Annotated in this window: 22 protein-coding genes; 14 read left to right on the plus strand and 8 right to left on the minus strand. The window is 33.6% G+C overall.

The features are described from left to right. The first annotated feature begins 75 nt into the window (after positions 1 to 75). On the plus strand, positions 76 to 582 hold the full coding sequence (locus QL232_RS13165; RefSeq protein WP_281614458.1) for a DUF892 family protein: 507 nt from the start codon (positions 76 to 78) through the stop codon (positions 580 to 582). On the opposite strand, the gene QL232_RS13170 is transcribed toward QL232_RS13165, so the two are convergent. Beyond that, a complete protein-coding gene (locus tag QL232_RS13170) occupies positions 579 to 1,943 on the minus strand; it encodes an N-acetylmuramoyl-L-alanine amidase (protein WP_281614459.1) in 1,365 nt (454 codons plus the stop codon). The genes QL232_RS13165 and QL232_RS13170 overlap by 4 nt on opposite strands. Positions 1,944 to 2,160: 217 nt before the next feature. Between QL232_RS13170 and tatC the strand changes: the two genes are divergently transcribed. Continuing rightward, positions 2,161 to 2,994 carry a twin-arginine translocase subunit TatC gene (tatC, locus tag QL232_RS13175; RefSeq protein ID WP_168881779.1) on the plus strand — a complete coding sequence of 278 codons (834 nt, stop codon included), beginning with the start codon at positions 2,161 to 2,163 and terminating at the stop codon, positions 2,992 to 2,994. 56 nt (positions 2,995 to 3,050) lie between these two features. Here the strand turns inward: tatC and recR are convergent, their stop codons facing one another. Both recR and QL232_RS13185 read right to left on the minus strand, forming a co-directional pair. Further along, positions 3,051 to 3,656: a recombination mediator RecR gene (gene recR / locus QL232_RS13180; protein WP_281614460.1), complete on the minus strand. Its 606-nt coding sequence runs from the start codon at positions 3,654 to 3,656 to the stop codon at positions 3,051 to 3,053. Positions 3,657 to 3,681: 25 nt separating this feature from the next. Then, positions 3,682 to 3,972, minus strand: coding sequence for an ATP-dependent Clp protease adaptor ClpS (locus QL232_RS13185; RefSeq protein WP_168881777.1), 291 nt, complete (start codon positions 3,970 to 3,972; stop codon positions 3,682 to 3,684). Positions 3,973 to 4,108: 136 nt separating this feature from the next. Between QL232_RS13185 and QL232_RS13190 the strand changes: the two genes are divergently transcribed. The 3 genes from QL232_RS13190 (at position 4,109) to QL232_RS13200 (ending at position 6,797) form a co-directional block, all read left to right on the plus strand. After that, positions 4,109 to 5,017 (plus strand): SDR family oxidoreductase, encoded by a 909-nt coding sequence (locus QL232_RS13190; protein WP_281614461.1) that lies wholly within the window; start codon positions 4,109 to 4,111, stop codon positions 5,015 to 5,017. Positions 5,018 to 5,238: 221 nt separating this feature from the next. Then, positions 5,239 to 6,009: a DUF6089 family protein gene (locus QL232_RS13195; RefSeq protein WP_281614462.1), complete on the plus strand. Its 771-nt coding sequence runs from the start codon at positions 5,239 to 5,241 to the stop codon at positions 6,007 to 6,009. A gap of 83 nt (positions 6,010 to 6,092) precedes the next feature. Further along, positions 6,093 to 6,797, plus strand: coding sequence for a DUF6089 family protein (locus QL232_RS13200; RefSeq protein WP_168881774.1), 705 nt, complete (start codon positions 6,093 to 6,095; stop codon positions 6,795 to 6,797). A gap of 62 nt (positions 6,798 to 6,859) precedes the next feature. Here the strand turns inward: QL232_RS13200 and QL232_RS13205 are convergent, their stop codons facing one another. Next, positions 6,860 to 7,459, minus strand: coding sequence for an outer membrane beta-barrel protein (locus tag QL232_RS13205; RefSeq protein WP_168881773.1), 600 nt, complete (start codon positions 7,457 to 7,459; stop codon positions 6,860 to 6,862). A gap of 172 nt (positions 7,460 to 7,631) precedes the next feature. On the opposite strand from QL232_RS13205, the gene QL232_RS13210 reads away from it, so the two are divergent. From QL232_RS13210 to QL232_RS13220, 3 genes are all read left to right on the plus strand, one after another. Further along, positions 7,632 to 8,420 carry a S1/P1 nuclease gene (locus QL232_RS13210; protein ID WP_281614463.1) on the plus strand — a complete coding sequence of 263 codons (789 nt, stop codon included), beginning with the start codon at positions 7,632 to 7,634 and terminating at the stop codon, positions 8,418 to 8,420. Between the two features lie 116 nt (positions 8,421 to 8,536). Continuing rightward, positions 8,537 to 9,721 (plus strand): MFS transporter, encoded by a 1,185-nt coding sequence (locus QL232_RS13215; protein WP_281614464.1) that lies wholly within the window; start codon positions 8,537 to 8,539, stop codon positions 9,719 to 9,721. Then, positions 9,721 to 10,389, plus strand: coding sequence for an HAD-IA family hydrolase (locus tag QL232_RS13220; protein ID WP_281614465.1), 669 nt, complete (start codon positions 9,721 to 9,723; stop codon positions 10,387 to 10,389). Before QL232_RS13215 ends, QL232_RS13220 begins: the two co-directional genes overlap by 1 nt. Here the strand turns inward: QL232_RS13220 and QL232_RS13225 are convergent. Next, on the minus strand, positions 10,379 to 11,041 hold the full coding sequence (locus QL232_RS13225) for a histidine phosphatase family protein (RefSeq protein ID WP_281614466.1): 663 nt from the start codon (positions 11,039 to 11,041) through the stop codon (positions 10,379 to 10,381). The genes QL232_RS13220 and QL232_RS13225 overlap by 11 nt on opposite strands. A 179-nt stretch (positions 11,042 to 11,220) precedes the next feature. Between QL232_RS13225 and QL232_RS13230 the strand changes: the two genes are divergently transcribed. From QL232_RS13230 to QL232_RS13250, 5 genes are all read left to right on the plus strand, one after another. Next, the gene (locus QL232_RS13230) at positions 11,221 to 11,604 is read left to right on the plus strand and encodes a hotdog fold thioesterase (protein WP_235958273.1); all 384 of its coding nucleotides are present in this window, start codon (positions 11,221 to 11,223) and stop codon (positions 11,602 to 11,604) included. A 126-nt stretch (positions 11,605 to 11,730) separates the two neighbouring features. Beyond that, positions 11,731 to 12,264: a hypothetical protein gene (locus QL232_RS13235; RefSeq protein ID WP_281614467.1), complete on the plus strand. Its 534-nt coding sequence runs from the start codon at positions 11,731 to 11,733 to the stop codon at positions 12,262 to 12,264. 4 nt (positions 12,265 to 12,268) lie between these two features. Beyond that, a complete protein-coding gene (locus tag QL232_RS13240; protein WP_281614468.1) occupies positions 12,269 to 13,459 on the plus strand; it encodes a HAMP domain-containing sensor histidine kinase in 1,191 nt (396 codons plus the stop codon). Positions 13,460 to 13,954: 495 nt separating this feature from the next. Then, the gene (nadC, locus tag QL232_RS13245; protein ID WP_168881767.1) at positions 13,955 to 14,812 is read left to right on the plus strand and encodes a carboxylating nicotinate-nucleotide diphosphorylase; all 858 of its coding nucleotides are present in this window, start codon (positions 13,955 to 13,957) and stop codon (positions 14,810 to 14,812) included. A gap of 13 nt (positions 14,813 to 14,825) precedes the next feature. Further along, positions 14,826 to 15,368 (plus strand): hypothetical protein, encoded by a 543-nt coding sequence (locus QL232_RS13250; RefSeq protein WP_168881766.1) that lies wholly within the window; start codon positions 14,826 to 14,828, stop codon positions 15,366 to 15,368. A gap of 50 nt (positions 15,369 to 15,418) precedes the next feature. On the opposite strand, the gene QL232_RS13255 is transcribed toward QL232_RS13250, so the two are convergent. Beyond that, a complete protein-coding gene (locus QL232_RS13255; protein WP_281614469.1) occupies positions 15,419 to 16,222 on the minus strand; it encodes an alpha/beta fold hydrolase in 804 nt (267 codons plus the stop codon). A 63-nt stretch (positions 16,223 to 16,285) separates the two neighbouring features. On the opposite strand from QL232_RS13255, the gene QL232_RS13260 reads away from it, so the two are divergent. Beyond that, a complete protein-coding gene (locus QL232_RS13260) occupies positions 16,286 to 17,191 on the plus strand; it encodes a MerR family transcriptional regulator (protein WP_168881764.1) in 906 nt (301 codons plus the stop codon). Here the strand turns inward: QL232_RS13260 and folB are convergent. Continuing rightward, on the minus strand, positions 17,178 to 17,534 hold the full coding sequence (gene folB, locus QL232_RS13265; protein WP_281614470.1) for a dihydroneopterin aldolase: 357 nt from the start codon (positions 17,532 to 17,534) through the stop codon (positions 17,178 to 17,180). The genes QL232_RS13260 and folB overlap by 14 nt on opposite strands. After that, complete coding sequence (locus QL232_RS13270) at positions 17,535 to 18,188, minus strand: DivIVA domain-containing protein (RefSeq protein ID WP_168881762.1); 654 nt, start codon at positions 18,186 to 18,188, stop codon at positions 17,535 to 17,537. Positions 18,189 to 18,211: the final 23 nt, after the last annotated feature.

Genomic DNA, 18,211 nt, shown 5'->3' on the forward strand with positions numbered 1-18,211 from the left:
AATACACTTGTATATTTATAATGAATTGTAAATAGGCGAGTTATGTAAATTTTTATACCCTTAAATGAAAATGTTATGAGACCATTAGAAGACTTAAGAGGTCTTTTCATACATCAAATGAAAGATCGCTATGATGCAGAAACTCAACAACTAGAAGTGTACCACCAGCTCAAGGATAAAGTACATTCGATTACTTTAAGAAGAGTGATTGAAACATGTGAAAACAGTGCCCAAAAACATTTAGAATTTTTAGACCAGCTTTTTGCTCAAATCGGAGAAAACCAAGTAGGAGATATTTGTGAGTGTAGCCTAGGATTGATCAAAGAAATGAATAAGGTGATTGATAGAGCAACCAACGAAAATGTTTCAGATATGGCCATTCTATCAACAATCAAACAATTACATTCCAACGACGTTGTAGGTTATCAAATTATATCCTCTTACGCACATCAAGTTCATGATGATGCTATTATGGATATTTTAGATGTTATGCTAAGAAATGAACAAGACTTAGATCTTTTGTTAGATGAAACAATAACATCATTAATCGATAAAGAAATTGAAGAATTATCTGTTGTTTAGTTATTCTTCGGAATATATTGATCTAAGGATTCTCTTGCCTCACTTTCTGGAACAGTAACGATAAAGGCATCAGGGAATCCTTTTTTTCTTACCTTCTCTTTTACTTTCTCTGCCTGAGACTTAACATAATACTTACCCACTAAAACTTGATATTTATATGGATTTTTAGAAGTGTCGTCATCATCATAGAATAGATAGACTGCTTCTTCTAATTGAGTGAATTCCCTTTTGTTAAGGTCCAATTTTCTATCGGAAGACATAATCTGAATTCTATAAAATACCAACGAGTCGTTGACTACTCTCAATGAATCTGTTTTTTTAGCGAGTATAGTTGCTGTAGAATCGCTGGCAGCAACAACAACTGGGGTAGCTTGCTCAACTACTTCTACTTTTTTGGGAGGAGTAGTTTTTGTTTTAGGCTTTGAAGTTGGAGCATTAAATGTTCTCACATAAGCATCTTTAAAACCTTTCTTTTTTACTTCATCAAGTAGTTTGGTTGTATACCTTTTTTCATATTCTCTACCTACCAATAAACTATATTTCCCATTTTCTTTTAATGGGTCAATTTTCATATTTAGACGTTTATACTTTTTATAGGTAATCTCTTTTTTATTCGTTGTGGTGCCTATTTGAACTCTGTAATAAGGATATCTCTTATCTGGAGCTGGTTTGTGTGGTGAGTTTTCAAAGTCTCTAATTGCTCTATATAAAGCTGATGCAATGTATGTTTGTCCTTTTCCAGAGTTAAGGAATAATTCTTCCTTAGGGTTGCTCATAAAACCACATTCAATTAAGACGCCAGGCATTTCTGTATACTGAATAACCTGTAAATTATGGCCTCTATCGTTTTGATCTTTTATACCTCTACTCGTTCTCCCTGCTCTTTTAAATTGATAATCAAAAGATTTAGCTAATCCATAGGAGGTAGGGAATTTCTTGCTTTGAATATGCACTTGAGTACCATGATAGCTTTTATTGTGGAGTGAGTTACAATGGATACTGATAAAGTAATCTGCATTAACACTATTAGCATAGTCAACTCTTTCATCTAAAGTTACTGTGCGGTCCGTTTTTCTAGTGTATAGGACTTCAACATTTTTGACCCTTTCTTCTAAATATCCTCCAAGTCGGAATGCGATATCTAAGTTTAGGTCAGCTTCGTTTTTTAGGTGTGTACTCTGACGGCTTTTGGGTTTTCCAACATCCTCACCACCATGTCCGGGGTCAAGTACAATCACTACTTTTCTTTTAAAAGAATGTTCTTTGTATTTCTCACTTTGTGCAAAAGAAGTGATTGTTGTCAGGATGATGACAAATGGTAATATAAAGTATGAGTTGATAAACGGTCTCAAAAAAATCATAATTTAAATGATGTGCTCTACATTCATTTCTATTTTCAGTGAGAAATAAGAATGTATTAATATCTTATGTTGAGTCTCTCAATATTGAAATTACGAAATTAGAAAGAATACTCTCTTATTTACAAGTATTCTAATATAGATATTTAGTAAAATTATGCGAATTGCCTCAAATTAACGACCTTTGCATCGTTTCACAAAAGTTGAAATAAACAAACAAATGGCAGAAAATAAAGAAGAACAAGAAATGTCGTTCTTAGATCATTTAGAAGAACTAAGATGGCATATTATGAGAGGGGTAGGGTCAATTTTCATCTTTTCAGTAATTGCCTTTCTTTCAAAATCATTTGTATTTAATGTAATTATATTAGGACCGTCTCGATTAGATTTTCCTACTTATCAATGGTTATGTGAATTGTCGCATTATATGAACACTGATGCTTTATGTATTCAGAGTTTGCCATTTACGATTCAGAGTAGAACAATGACCGGGCAGTTTGCTATGCATATAATGTCTTCGGTAGTGATTGGATTAATTTTCGCTTTCCCTTATACTTTCTGGGAGGTTTGGCGATTTGTAAAGCCAGCATTATATGATAATGAACAGAGTGCTACTACAGGAGCGACTTTCTTTGTAAGCTTCCTGTTTATTGTAGGGATCTTGTTTGGATATTATATCGTTTCGCCATTAGCTATTAACTTCCTTTCGAATTATCAAATTGATGAAACGGTCTTAAATGAATTTGATATATCCTCTTACATTTCCACATTATCTATGATCGTTCTATCAAGTGGAGTAATGTTTCAATTACCAATGGTCGTTTTTGTATTATCAAAATCAGATTTGGTAACACCAGAAAGTATGAAGGATTATAGGAGACATGCAATTGTGATCATTCTTATTATTTCAGCTATCATCACTCCTCCGGATCCTATCACACAGATATTAATTGCAGGTCCAATAATGTTATTGTATGAAATTAGTATTCATATTAGTGCAAGAGTGCTGAAAAGAAAAGAGAAGGCAGCAAAGAAAGCTTTAAGAAAAATCTAGAAATTAGAAATAAATAAAAAGCCGAACACGATATTAAAAGTGTTCGGCTTTTTACTTTATAGGTTTGTTCTTTCGGAGATCGACCTACCTAAGGTAAGCTCATCAGCAAATTCTAATGCTCCACCTACTGGAATACCTCTTGCGATGTTACTCATCTTCAAGATAGTAATAGGTTCTAATTGCTGACGAATAAAAAAGGCGGTGGTATCTCCATCTAAACTTGCGTTTAATGCAAAAATAACTTCATTAATGTCTTCATTATGTACTCGTTCAATGAGGTGTTCAATAGTTAAGTCAGCGGGTGTGATTCCTTGTAATGGAGATATTACACCATTTAATACATGGTATAAACCTTTGTAAGCACCGGTTGATTCTATTGCGAGGACATCAGACATATTTTCAACAACACACAAGGTATGGATATCCCTAGAGGGATTGCTACAAATTCCACAAATTTCATGATCAGAGATGTTGTGACATTTCTTACAGAACTTTACATTAAGCTTTAAGCCTGCAATTGATGTAGCTAAATCTTTAGCATATAATTCATCCTCTTTTAAAATGTGTAATGCCAATCTTAGAGCAGTTTTTTTACCTATACCCGGAAGTTTAGACAAATTTTCTACCGCTTGTTCTAACGATTTAGAAGGAAGGTTTAACACAATGGATGCAATTTATATGAAATAATTAAAGAATTTCGGCAGATATGCCACGATCAGACATAGATCTACGCATAGGAGCAAGTTCGTCGAAAGTACCGTTTTTAACAGCACATTTCCCATTATAGTGAATAATCCACGTACATTGTTCTGCTTGGTGTGTAGTGTGTTTACAAATTTGAATCAATGCATCAATAACATGATCAAAAGTATTCACATCATCATTAAAGACCACAAGTTCGCGGTTAAATTCTGAGTCAGTTTCTACCTCTTCTAACTCTTGAACTTCAGTATCACTTTGAGTTGCAAATTTTACCATAAGAAAGTAATAAGATTTGAAGTTGCAAATTTACAAATCATCATCATAAATTTCTAATTACACATACTATAACAATTATAATAATTGTATAGTTTGCGTTAATAGTACAAAATGATAAAAATTTAATCTACAATATATGGAAAATAGAGTACTTATCACAGGATCAAATGGTTTACTTGGTCAATCCTTACTGAAATTACTAAAATTAAGAGGAAATATAGAGGTATTTGCAACCGGAAGAGGAAAAGATAGATTTAATGAAAAAGGTTATAAATATCACAATGTAGACTTGGTTGATAAAGTACAGATTGATAATCTTATTTGTGAAGTGAAACCCGATGTGATAATTCATGGAGCTGCTATGTCTAGAGTTGAAGATTGTGAAGACAACCCAGAGTTAGCAATACAAGTAAATACAAAGGCAACCGAATTATTATTAAATGCTTCCCGCGATAACAATGTAAAACAATTTATTTTCCTTTCTACAGATTTTGTTTTTGAAGGAGATAAAGGCCCTTACAGTGAAGAGGATGATTGTAATCCACCCAATTTTTATGGTGAAACTAAATTAAAAGCCGAACAATTAATATTAGAGGATACCTCTTCGATCATTAAAACAATCATTCGGACATGTTTAGTTTATGGTCAAGTAAAAGATATGAGTCGTTCTAATATCATGCTATGGATTAAGGGGAAATTAGAAGCTAAAGAACCGATAAAAGTAGTGGAAGATCAATTGAGAACACCTACATTTGTAGATGATTTAGCAGAAGGCTGCATACTTTCTTATGAAAAAAAAGTAGGGGGAATTTTTCATATTTCAGGGAAAGATAAATTAACTCCCTTTGATATTTCTTTAAAAGTGGCAAGTTTCTTAAATTTAGACGATAATTTAATTGAACCTGTTAATGCAAGTGTGTTTAAAGAGCATGGACGACGTCCTCTGAAAACCGGTTTTGACATTAGTAAAGCAATTGAAGTATTAGGCTATGAACCAATAGGCTTTGACGAAGGGATGTCGAAAGTATTAGAAAATAAAGTGTGACATTTAAGAAAAAAATAACTACTGAAATAATATATTTGCACTATTATGTGCATTCATTTGGCTTTTATTTTCTTCATCATCAATAGTTTTTTTGGGTAAAAGAGAATTTTTTTGGCACAAAACGTGTGTTATAATATAAACGGTGAATAATATAATTACTGTTTAGTCTGATTAAGCGTCCTTGAAATAAGGATTTAGAATAAAAGTTTATCTGTTCTAAAATGAATATCAAGAACTGTTATAAAGTTGTATTGTTCTTCGCAATTTTATTTTTCGCCATGTCTGAAGTTTCAGCACAAGGTGTAAAAGGTAGAGCGAGATTTACAGCTAAGAAAAGGTATTGGAGTTATGGTGGTATGATTACGACAACCAGTTTTATGGGAGATCTATCACCAACACCAAGTAAAGGTAGTATCGATTGGAGTAACACTAGAGCCAATTTTGGCGGTTTTGTTCAAAAGAGATACGCACCGAGAATTACAGCAAGAGCATCACTAGGTAATAACTTTTTTGCCGGTAGTGATAAAGATGCTGGAAGAAATGAAAATAGAGGTTTAGAGTTTAACTCTTATGCCGCTCAGTTAAACCTACAAGGACTTATTGATTTGTTTCCCAATGCAGGTGTATACTATAGAAGACCAAAAGTTCCGATTCCATATATTGGTTTAGGTGTTGGTGCTCTGTTCGGTACGTCTACAGTGAAACAAAACCCTGACCCTAATTATCAAGGAGAGATACTTTCTGGAACACAAAAAGAATCTTTTGTTACTTATGTAATTCCAGTATCTCTTGGTATAAGATATAAATTATCAACACACATGGATATTGGTGTTGAGGCAGCGTTTAACTATTCTGGAAGTGATAAATTAGACGGAATTGATAACAGTATTAACGGTAGTACTTTTGAGGAACTTAATGACGTTTTTATGACATTAGGTGTGAATCTAAGTTACATCATGGGAGGTACGATTAAGATGCCTAAATTCCGTTAAACCTGAAAAATTTCAACACAAAAGTCCGTTCAGATGTTATCTGTACGGGCTTTTTTGTACATTTAAACTTTAAATGATTAAGTATGAAAAGAAGCTTTTTTAAATTATTACTATCAACTTTTTTACTTCTTCTTGGTTTTAATAATGTATCAAATGCTCAATATTGGGTTGTTGGAGGTGCGGTTGGTGCAACAGGATACTCTGGAGACGTTTCTCCGGTACCTCATCCCGCAGATTATAGAGTAGGAGTAAAAGCATTTGGAAAGTATAATATGAATAACTTTCTGCAGTGGAGAACAGACTTGAATGTTTCTTGGAATGCAGGAAGTGATATACATTTCGATAAACCTATACATCAAGGTAGACAAGCATCATTTCAGAATGTGATGATTAATGTTGCTACAGGTTTTGAATACAACTTTTTAGATTTCAGACAGGATAAAAGAAAGAAAGATAATTTTACTCCTTATTTCTTTATGGAATTAGGAGGTGGGGTATTCCCAGTTATTGAAACAACCTACAGTGGAGCTGAGTTGCCTTGGGCTATTACACTACCTCTAGGTATTGGTTTTAAAAAGAGAATATCAACTTATTGGGACTTCGGAATGGAGTTTAGTATCACAAAACCGTTATGGACAGATAATACTGATACAATCTATCGAGGAGGGCCAGATGCTCCAGTCGGAGAACAAACTGTCTACCCATCCTGGAGAGATAATTATTACTTCCTTGGCTTTACACTCAGTTATAACATACTCAATGTAAATTGTCCAGATACACCAAGATAAAAAAAGACCTTCTTGAAATAGATCTCAAGAAGGTCTTTTTTATTGTAATACTTTGTGGGTTTTTAGTCGTCTCCACCACCAAAGAACCAACCTAATGAAACAATCCATTGTGTTGACTTGATAGAAGGAGCACCAGTTTGTTCAGTAATTAAATCTGAACCTGCTTCATACTTAACGTCTACAGTTAATTTTCTGATATCTGCACCGATACCTGCTTGCCATCCCCAAACGAAGCTTTCAGTTTTGATGTCGCTTGAGATGTCACTAAAGTTGTCCGATAAGTTAGCTTGAGCTACTGCACCACCGAAAACTCTACCGCTAATTCCTAATAAACCAAATTTTAAACCTGCTACGATTGGCACATCAAATCTATTGATGTAAGTGTCTTGCTCAACACCACCAGCGATAGAGATTTTACCACCAACTCTTGAGTATAGTGCTTCTACCTGAGCATAAATTGGTAATACAGGAATGTTTGTTCTGAACATACCACCAACATGCCATGATGCTGTTCCTTCTGTAGAAACACCAGCAGCGTTGCTTAAGTCGTAGTTAGATGCACCAATACCACCTTTAACACCAAGGCTAATAAGACCTGATTGTGCATTGGCTGTCGCGCCGATTAAGAGTAATCCGCAAATAATTGCTAGAATTTTTTTCATGATTTTTAATAATAAATTGATAGAGTAATAATCTATACTAAGACAAATAGTTGTAACTATATGTCAATTTTACAAAGATTAATTGAATAATTCTAGGTTTTTTTTGATGGCCTATTACTACCCTTTATCTTGTGTTCGTTTTAAGAACAAAAATTTAACCAATCAATTTAAAATGTTCCGTATTAAATCTACATTAACCCTATTCTTTGCTTTTTTAATGATGTTAACAACAGATATGAAAGTATTTGCTTGGGGACAAAATGGGCATAGAGCAGTGGCTGAAATTGCAAATAATCACTTAAATAAAAAGGCAAAAAAAGCTTTACAAGAGATTTTAGGCGACTCAGCATATTTACCAATGGTAAGTACTTGGATGGACGATATTAAGTCCGATAAAAAATATGCATTTATGTCTCCATGGCATTATATCAATTTAGATGAAGGTGAAAAGTTTGAAGATATTGAGCGTAGTCCTAAAGGTGATATCATTAAAGCAATAGATGATATGGTGGCTATTTTAGAAAATGAAAATTCAACTAAAACACAAAAAGCTAGAGCAATAAAAGTACTTACTCATTTAGTTGGAGACCTTCACCAACCCTTTCATGTAGGTCATAAAAGTGACTTAGGAGGAAATAGAGTAAAGGTAACTTGGTTTGGTAAGCCTTCTAATATTCATAGAGTATGGGATTCAGAAATGATTACATCAAAAGAATTGAGTTTTACAGAGATTGCAAGATTTGCAGATCATGCTACTCCAGAACAAGTTGAAGAGCTACAAAAAGCAACAACAATTGATATGATGAATGAGTCCCATGCATTATGTACAAAGTTTTATGCTGAAGTAGGTGATGGAAAATTAGGATACAGATATATGTACGATCACTATAAAACTGTAGAAGAGAGAATAATGAAAGGAGGAATTCGATTAGCAGGTATACTTAATAAAGTACTTGGCTAAATAAGAAATACATCCTTTATTGGAAGAGGTAAGCAGCAATGTTTACCTCTTTTTTTATTAGTGTTTAAAATTATTTGTGCTAATATCTCAATTAATTTGTAGAGATTTGTGCCACTATGGAAAAACAAACAGTTCAGAATATCTACACATTACAATTCTGGTTACTTTGCACTAGTTCCCTATTATTTTTTACAAGCTTCAATATGATAATCCCTGAACTTCCGGATTATCTAACCTCATTGGGAGGAGAAGAATACAAGGGATTAATCATTTCATTATTTACAGTAACGGCAGGGCTATCAAGACCTTTTAGTGGTAAACTGACAGATAGAGTTGGTAGAGTGCCTGTAATGGTTTTTGGTGTATTAGTTAGTTGTGTCTGTACATTGTTTTATCCATTTGTAGGATCAGCGTTTGCATTTTTATTAATCCGTTTTTTACATGGATTCTCTACAGGGTTTAAACCAACGGGGACATCGGCATATTTAGCAGATATAGTACCTTTTGATAGAAGAGGAGAAGCCTTAGGAATTCTAGGTTTTTGTTCGTCAACAGGTATTGGGTTAGGGCCTATTATTGGTAGTTGGCTGGCAATGGAAACAAGCTTGGATATGATGTTTTATGCTTCCTCAGTAATATCATTAGTTTCTATTCTAATTTTATTTGGGATGAAAGAAACCTTGGAGAATCCAGAGCGATTAAAATTGGATCATTTTATTATTCGAAGAAATGAGGTGATCGATAAAAATGCCTTGCCACCTGCCATTGTAATGCTATTATGTACCACTTCTTATGGAGTGATTCTAACATTGATTCCAGACCTTTCAAAACAATTAGGTATAGAAAATAAAGGGACCTTTTTTATGTTTTTTACTGGAGCATCTATGTTAGTGAGAGTTTTCGCAGGAAGGCTATCCGATAAATATGGAAGGGTACCCGTACTTAAGTTTTCTACAATCTTACTAGTATTTGCATTAAGTTGGATTGGAGTAGCTTCTTCTGCAACAGAATTATTTGCAGCAGCCATACTACTTGGATTAGGTATCGGAACGAACTCACCGACGGTTTATGCGTGGACCATTGATCGTAGTGACCCTTTACATAGAGGTAGAGCTATTGCAACCATGTATATCGCTTTAGAAATAGGTATTGGTGTAGGTGCATTCCTTTCAGCTGAAATTTATAATAATATAGAAGAACAAATAGGTTGGTCATTTATAGCTTCTGCTGTAGCCTGTATGTTCGCCTTTTTATATGTTGTAATGGCACCATTAAATGAAAAATCAATAAAAGATAAATAATGAAGTTTAGCTATTTTTTCTCCGATTGTGATGGAGTAATTATCGATAGTGAGATTATTGCGGCCAATGTAATGGTTAAATATATCAATGACTTTGGCGTTGAGATTGACCTTGATACCTATCTGAGAACTTGCTCGGGCAAGACCTTTAGTGGTATTATGACAAACTTATCTAAAGAACATGGACTAGTATTAAGTGATAATTACTTAGATGAAATTACGTCACTTTATATGGAGGCTGCAAAAACTCAAGAAAAAGCAATTGAAGGAGCGAAAAAAGCTTTTGAAGAAATAGAGCTTCCTAAAGCAATTATTTCAAATGGCTTCAAAGCACAGATTAATCATGCAGTTGATTTAGTGGGCTTAAGAAACGAGTTTGAAGATCGAGTTTTTTCAGGAGTTGAAGATGTTGAAAACCCAAAGCCAGCACCAGATATATATCTTTTTGCGGCAAAAAAAATAGGGATAGACCCTAAAGAAATAATTGTAATCGAAGATAGTAAAAGTGGAGCAAAGGCTGCTGTGGATGCAGGCATGTATGTAATTGGTTTTACTGGAGCATCTCATATTTTGGAGGGTCACGAACAAGTTTTGAATGATGTTGGCGTAAAACATGTTATTCAAAACATGTCCGAGTTACCTCCTCTGATCAAAAAGATCAATGGTTAATGATATTACTTTTAAGTGCATGCTCTTTTTTAGTGATATGTGCTAAATGTCTAGTATCGTTACCTTGAATTATTCTGAACTTACCATTATTGTATGCTAAATGATACAATGCCAAGTTAGAGTGTTCATATTGATCCATATTTTTTAATGGCTCTTTCATTAGTAATGATACTAATATTTTCATGGCTCTACCATGAGTGACAATCAATACATTCTTTTCATCAGTATTGGAAAGAATGTGTTGCATTGTTTTATTTTGGCGATCTGCAACTTCGTTTGGTGATTCTGCATCATCCAATTTATAATCATAATTACCATTATTCCATTCAGAAAGTAATTTTGCATGATTTAAATTGTCTTGATCTGTTAGCGGTCTTCCTTCTTTTTCTCCCCAGCTAATTTCATTCAAACCTGCGTGGCTTTCAAATGGTATACCGGTATTGATAAATGGAAGAGCACTTTGATGTGTTCTTTTTAATGAAGAAGTATATATCTTATCAAACGAGATATGTTTATATTTTTCGAAAAATGCATTCGCCTGCTCTTTACCTAAATCATTTAAGTTAGAGTCGATACTGTTTCCTTGAACGTATCCTTTTTTGTTGAAATCAGTCTCGCCATGCCTGATTATGTAAATGTGTTTTGTAGCCATAACTTTTCTTTTTAATCTTTAATAAAATCATCCTTTTGTAATGATTTAAAGGTGAAACAATTGTAAAATTGCAGACAAGAAGTCCACACTATAATTTTACGTAAAAACTTCTTGTTTAGTATATAAATTTAATTGAAGCATGTATGTTTAATCACAAATTTACAATAAAATCCCTTAATATGCTCAGAAACAATATGCTTGGACATGTTGGAATAGAATTTTTAGAAGTAAAAGATGGATTTATTAGTGCCAAAATGCCTGTTGATAATAGAACGAAACAACCTATGGGTTTGTTGCATGGAGGAGCGTCTGTAGTGTTAGCTGAAACCCTTGGAAGTGTAGGAGCTTTAGCTCATATTGATTCGGAAACACAAGTTCCAGTAGGACAGGAAATCAATGCCAATCATATAAAAAGTGCAAAAGAAGGAGAGGTTGTTGGAGAGGCGACACCTATTCATATGGGAAAAAAATCTCATGTATGGGAGATTAAAATATATGATGAACAAAGAGATTTAGTTTGTATTTCTCGAATGACAGTGGCTATAATTACTAAGAAAAAGTGAAATTAGGTAGCATTTTTTTGTGATCATGTGATTTTTTTTATCACATTAAAGAAAGAATTTGGAACCATATAGAGAAATTATAATCTCCATTAAATAATTCAATTAAATTTTTAACTAATCAATAGTATGTCTACAGGGTTTGGAAACCAAAAATGGTTATTTATTCTTTTAGGATTTATCAGTTTTGGTATTGTTGCAATCTTATCAGGAGTATTTGCAGATGTAGTTGTAAAAGAACAGAAGTCGGAGGGATGGACAATCATCGGAATTGAATATAACGGGGACTTAAACTCTAAAAATTTTATTCATTTATACGATTCAATCATTCAAGAAAAAGAAGAAGGGAAGCTAAAGGGTGAATTAGCAGTTTTGTTTTTTAGTCACCCAAAAGATGAAAAAAAGGGAAAAGCTTTGGTTGGTGTAATTGATAAAGGAACTGATAAAGAGATTAAAAAGTCTTTTGTAAATTACCAACAAGGTCCATATAAAGAAGTGTACTCTGAAATTAATTTAGGAGAGCTATTTACTCCTAACCCTAATAATGTAATTGAAGAAATTGATTCATATATTTTAAAAAACTATGAAACAACTTCGGAAAAATACCTTGAATATTATCCTAAAAATGGAGTAGTTATACAATCTGCTATTCTTCAAAATTAACACATTGAAAGCTAGAATATATTCCAACCGAACAACATTAAAAGTTTTAGTAGTCGTAACAGGACTTGTTATTGGTGTCATCTCAATAATTTATACTGAATTATTGGTCGGAGAACTAAGACAAAGAGAGTACGATCAAATAGATTTCTTTGCCAAAGTACAAGCTAAAATGGCTACGATGTCAGGTCAAGACAATGCTGATGTTACTTTCCTACTAATGGAAGTGATAAAAGGCAATGACCTGATTCCTGTGATTCTCGCAGACGAGCATCAAAATCCTATTAGCTCGAAAAATATTGAGATACCCAAGCGGTTTTCGCAAGAAGAGCAGTTGGCCTTTCTTCGAAAACAAATCATTGAGATGGAAAAAAATTACAAACCCATCAAGATAGATTTTTCAAATGGTGAAGAACAATACATTTATTATGCAGATTCTCATTTGGTGAAAAACCTTAGGTATGCTCCATTGGTTCAGATATCACTTTTCGGAATTCTAGCCATTGCTGCTTACTTGGTCTTCTCAACCTCTCGTAGAGCAGAACAAAACCAAGTATGGGCAGGGTTGGCTAAAGAAACAGCTCACCAATTAGGCACACCGATTTCTTCTTTAGTAGCTTGGATAGAATACTTCAAAACTGATGATGATTTTGACCATAGTATTATTGAAGAACTCGAAAAGGATGTTCATAGATTAGAAATGATTACGGCGAGGTTCTCTAATATTGGATCTGAACCCGTATTGAAACCTAAAAATCTTGAGCCTTCTGTAAGAGGTGCAGTCGACTATATGTCGAAAAGGATTTCGAATAAGGTGAAAATGTCTGTCGAATACGATATTGATAGCCAAGTGCAAATAAATATCAGTAGACCATTATTTGAATGGGTAATAGAGAATTTATGTAGAAATGCTGTAGATGCCATGAACGGGGTAGGAAGTATTGATATTAAAATGTCACTTACTCAGCATAAGAATACAGCTGTTATCGATGTAAAAGATTCGGGTAAAGGAATCCCTAAAAATAAAATTAAGAAAGTATTCTCCCCTGGGTTTACAACCAAAAAACGTGGTTGGGGCTTAGGATTGACACTGGTAAAAAGGATTGTAGAAGAATATCATGGAGGAAAAATATTTATTTTAGAGTCAATACCTGGAGAAGGAACAACTTTCCGAATTATGATGCCTATAGTTGTCTAGTAGAGACTTGAATTGTTTCAAGTTAAGGCAGAGAAATACGACTAATGCAATACGGTAATTATATATAACGAATTACTTATTTTAATAGAGTAGACGTGTTTTTTTAACACATTTAGTGTGAATATTTCTTGAATCAATAATTGTAATTCATCAACAATTTTATGACATTTGTGATGGGTCGGTCACATATTGGATTTTTCAACGTGAACTAATATAAGGTGTACCGAGTTTTGAAGAGCAGGCCTCAACTTTACTTTGTAAAGTCATTCTTTTGAATGTTAACAGTGGAAGGTCGACATAATGAGGGAAGCCTAAACCTGTTATAAAAGGAGAAATTCCAACCGGCCCTTTTTACTTTGAAAGCGATGCATTGCATGGCTTTTTTTATTGTTCGACAATTTTGTCGGTATTAACAAACATGAATTGAAGATATTTTTTGTTTTAACTCACCTGATAGTTACTGAACAATTAATTCAATTCATTACTTTTGTGTCCGTGAAACCAAAATACTTAACAGAACAGGCAATCGACGCCTTCATTCAGAGTGGATTGAAGGAAGATATCGGAGATGGAGATCATTCAACATTATCTGCAGTACCAAAAGATGCTGTAGAATCTGCTCAAATGATTTTCAAAGATGAAGGAGTGATCGCAGGAATCGAGGTCGCTAAACGTATTTTTTTATCGATCGATCCCAACATGGAGATCGAGACTTTTGTAGAAGAAGGCGATACCTTGAAATATGGAGATATCGTGATGAAAATTAAAGGTAATGCTCAAGCCATATTAATGGGAGAACGCCTTGCTTTAAACTGTGCTCAAAGAATGAGTGGTATCGCAACTCATACCAATAGAGTCGTTAATTTAATCAAAGAAACGAATACTAAGATTTTAGATACACGTAAAACTACACCAAACTTCCGTCTAATGGAGAAGTGGGCAGTTCATATCGGTGGAGGACAAAATCATAGGTTTGGATTATATGATATGGTCATGCTAAAAGATAATCATATTGATTATGCAGGTAGCATTGAAAAAGCCGTTAGTGGTACAAAAGAATATTTAGCAGAAAAAAATAAAGATTTGAGAATTGAAGTAGAAACAAGAAATCTACAAGAAGTTCAAGAAGCAATTTCTGCAAATGTTGATGTTATCATGTTAGACAACATGGACTTGGAAACTATGTCGAAAGCAGTAAATATGGTTAACGGTCAGTGTCAAACAGAAGCATCTGGAGGTATTACTGAAGATGTTGTGCTCGATGTCGCAAAAACGGGAGTAGATTTTATCTCTCTTGGAGCATTAACACACTCAAGTTTAAGTAAAGATATCAGCTTAAAAGCTGTGAAATAAGAATTACAAAAAAATGACAATCAAAACAAAGAAGTATCAACTGGAAGCCAACACATATGTTAAACTAGGTTTAATGGGTGTAATGAAAGAATTATGGTGGTTCTGGTTAATTCCTGGTGCTATTGCAATTGCAGGTGCAGCATGGGAGCCAGGTCGTTGGTGGTTAATTGGAGGAGCAATTTTTCTATCTGTATTATATGTTTTATTCTGGTGGGCTCAATTTATGGGAGCTACACAAATGGAACAATCTAAAGTGTTTTTCGAGAAATTATCATATGAAATCGATAGTAGATTTATCATGATGAAGAAAAATGCAAAAGAAGGAATGCCATTAAAATGGGAAATGGTAAAAAGCGTAAAAGTTGAAAAAGATGCTTTTGTATTGATTTTAGGTAACGACAATATTGAGGCTTCAAAGATTCAAAAATTCTTTGCTTCAAAGTTAGGAATGCCATTATACCTTCCGTTCTCTATCTTTAATAATGGACAAGAGAAGTTTATGATGAAATTATTAGAGCGTAAAGGATTTGTAGCAGCTACAAGTACTGAGGCTTAATAAATAAGAATATATAAGAGAACCGTCCTTTGTAAGAAGTGACGGTTTTTTTAATCTTCATTTTTTAGGCGTTTTTCTTTAAACCACTGAAAGAATGAAGTGAGGACAGATACATGATTAGCAGGTAAGGCTATCACCCTATATACAGGTACTTTTTTTGTGAATCTTCTTAGCTTTTTTGCTGTTATGATTTTATCAAATTTCCCTCTTACTAGAAAGTAGGGGGTATTGTATTCTTCGAGGTAGTACAATAATTTTGAATTAGAAATTTTAGCTTTTCTAAGAGCAATCCATGTATTTGCTACTTTCTGTGATTGTTCTTTTGATCCTATATTTTGTTGGGCAAACGAAGACAAGGATGCTGAAATTACTCTAGTTTTACGGATGAGTTGAATACTTTTAATTAATAAGTCGCTTCGTTTCATCACTTTCTTAAATAAAGGATTAAACAAACGATGTGTTACAGTAGAGAAAAAGTAATTTTGACCTACTCCATCTGGAGCTACTAAATATAAGGCATCACACTTTTTGGGATTTTGTGTGTAACAAAATTGTGCTAATCTAGCTCCAATTGAATAGCCACAAATCTCCCAGCTGTTGAATTGATGTTTCTTAGCGAAATATAAAATGAAATGATAAATCCCTAACGGGTAATTGACACTAAGCTTTCTATCCAAAGCATAATTATCACTATGATAGGGTAGAGCAATAGATAACAGAGTGTACTTATCTTGCATCTTAGAAAGAGGGGAAAAAACATCTACTGTTTGACCATACCCATGAAAACAAATTAATAGTCTTGGACCTGTGCCCATTACACGGAATCCTTGAAAATTTGTTTGAATATTTTTCAATAAATAAAACAATTGATCGATTCTAGTTGTTTAGAGGTTATCAATTTTTAGTAATATAATAATATGAGTAACTATTCAATAAAAGACTTAGAACATTTAACAGGAGTGAAAGCTCATACTATCAGAATATGGGAACAAAGATACAAAATTATAACCCCGAAACGATCAGAAACAAACATTAGATATTACAATGATGACGATTTAAAATTGATGTTGAATGTGTCATTACTTAATAATAACGGATTCAAAATTTCAAAGATCGCTAAACTCACCGAAGCAGAAATTCATGAGGAAGTGTTGAAGGTTGTTGATGTTAATGACAACTATTTTGATCAGATCAGTGCTTTAACAATGGCTATGCTTGAGTTCAATGAATCTCATTTCGAAAAGATTATTGCGAGCAATATTCTTAAAAGAGGATTTGAAGAAAGTATGATACACATTATCATGCCTTTTATGCATAGAGTTGGTGTATTATGGTTAACAGGTTCAGTGTCCCCCGCTCAAGAACATTTCATATCACACCTGATACGTCAAAAAATAATAGTCGCAATTGATGCTCAAGTAGTCGATCCTGATCCTCAAAAATCGGAATTTATGCTTTTTCTACCTGATGGAGAATTGCATGAAATATCACTTTTATTTGCTGCCTATATGATTAGGGCAAGAGGCTTTAAGGTAATTTATCTTGGTCAGTCTCTTCCAATGGTAGAGTTGAAACAAGTGTACGACAGTAAAAAGGCTGATTTCTTGTTAACTGTATCTACTTCAATTGCACAAATCGGTGATATGCAAAAGTATATTGATGACTTAGGTGATACATTCCCAGAATCGAAAATACTTCTTACAGGTAGACAAATTGTAGGCAATGACTACAAAATGAAAGATAATATGGAAGTCCTTCCTTCACTACAATACTTTAGAGAATTACTTGAAAGTATCAGTGAAGTAGGAGTTACTGTTCGATAGTAATCACAGACGCAGTGCACACACCTCCGATAGGAGGGTTGAATTTTTTAATTTTTACTACTACTTTAAATACGTTGCTACTCCACTTTTCATACACATCATCTACAACATTCTGAGCAATGTTTTCTAATAGTTTTGTAGAAACACTCATATGCTTTTTAATAATCTCATATAGATCCATATAGTTAATAGTTCCATCAAGATCATCCTCTTGGGCTGCTTTTTTAAAGTCAGTATCTACGAAGATATCAACTCCATATTTGTTGCCTATTTTCCTTTCTTCTTTAAAGAAGCCATGATATGCAAAAAACTCTAATCCTTCTAGAGCAATAGTATGTTTCATCTATGATTGTTTTGCTAAATTCAAATCTTCGAAAAAGCTTGTTTCAGTAGACTCATCTACTATCACTTTTTCTAACATTGTTTTTGTACGCTCTTTCTGAATTTTCACTGCAGCTTGGTTGTTGTGAGCCATATCTTTAATAGCTTGTAATCTACGAGCTTCAGATAAAGTCTTTTCAGCCATGTCGCTAAGTGCATTTAATAGTTTATCAGAATAATTATCGATAGCCTGATAATCTCTTTTCATTATAGTTGTGTCTTTACGGAGTTTATCCATTTCACTTCTATAACGTTTTTGGACTTCATTCATCGCATGATCTGCTCTTTCTTCAGCCTCTTTAAGTATAAAATCAGCTCTTTGTTGTGCAGTTTTAATGATAGTATCTGCATGTTTTTCAACATCTCTTAAAGCTTTTTTCTTAGCTACTTCTGCAGAGTTGATAGAGTCTATCATTTTCTCCTCAAGTTTTTCAAACTGCCCTAGACGTTTTTTGTGATCATCTAGGTCCATCAATAGTCTATCGTTTTGTTCTCTTAAACCTTCGATTTCTTTTGCAACAGTATGTAACATGCGTGTTACATCTTTAGCGTCGTAGCCACCGAAAATTTTCTTTTTGAAGCTTTGATTTATTAGATCATTTGGTTCAATACTCATGGTTTTATTGTCTAGTAGTAATA

This window comes from Flammeovirga sp. SubArs3, assembly GCF_947387565.1.
Lineage (GTDB): Bacteria > Bacteroidota > Bacteroidia > Cytophagales > Flammeovirgaceae > Flammeovirga > Flammeovirga agarivorans.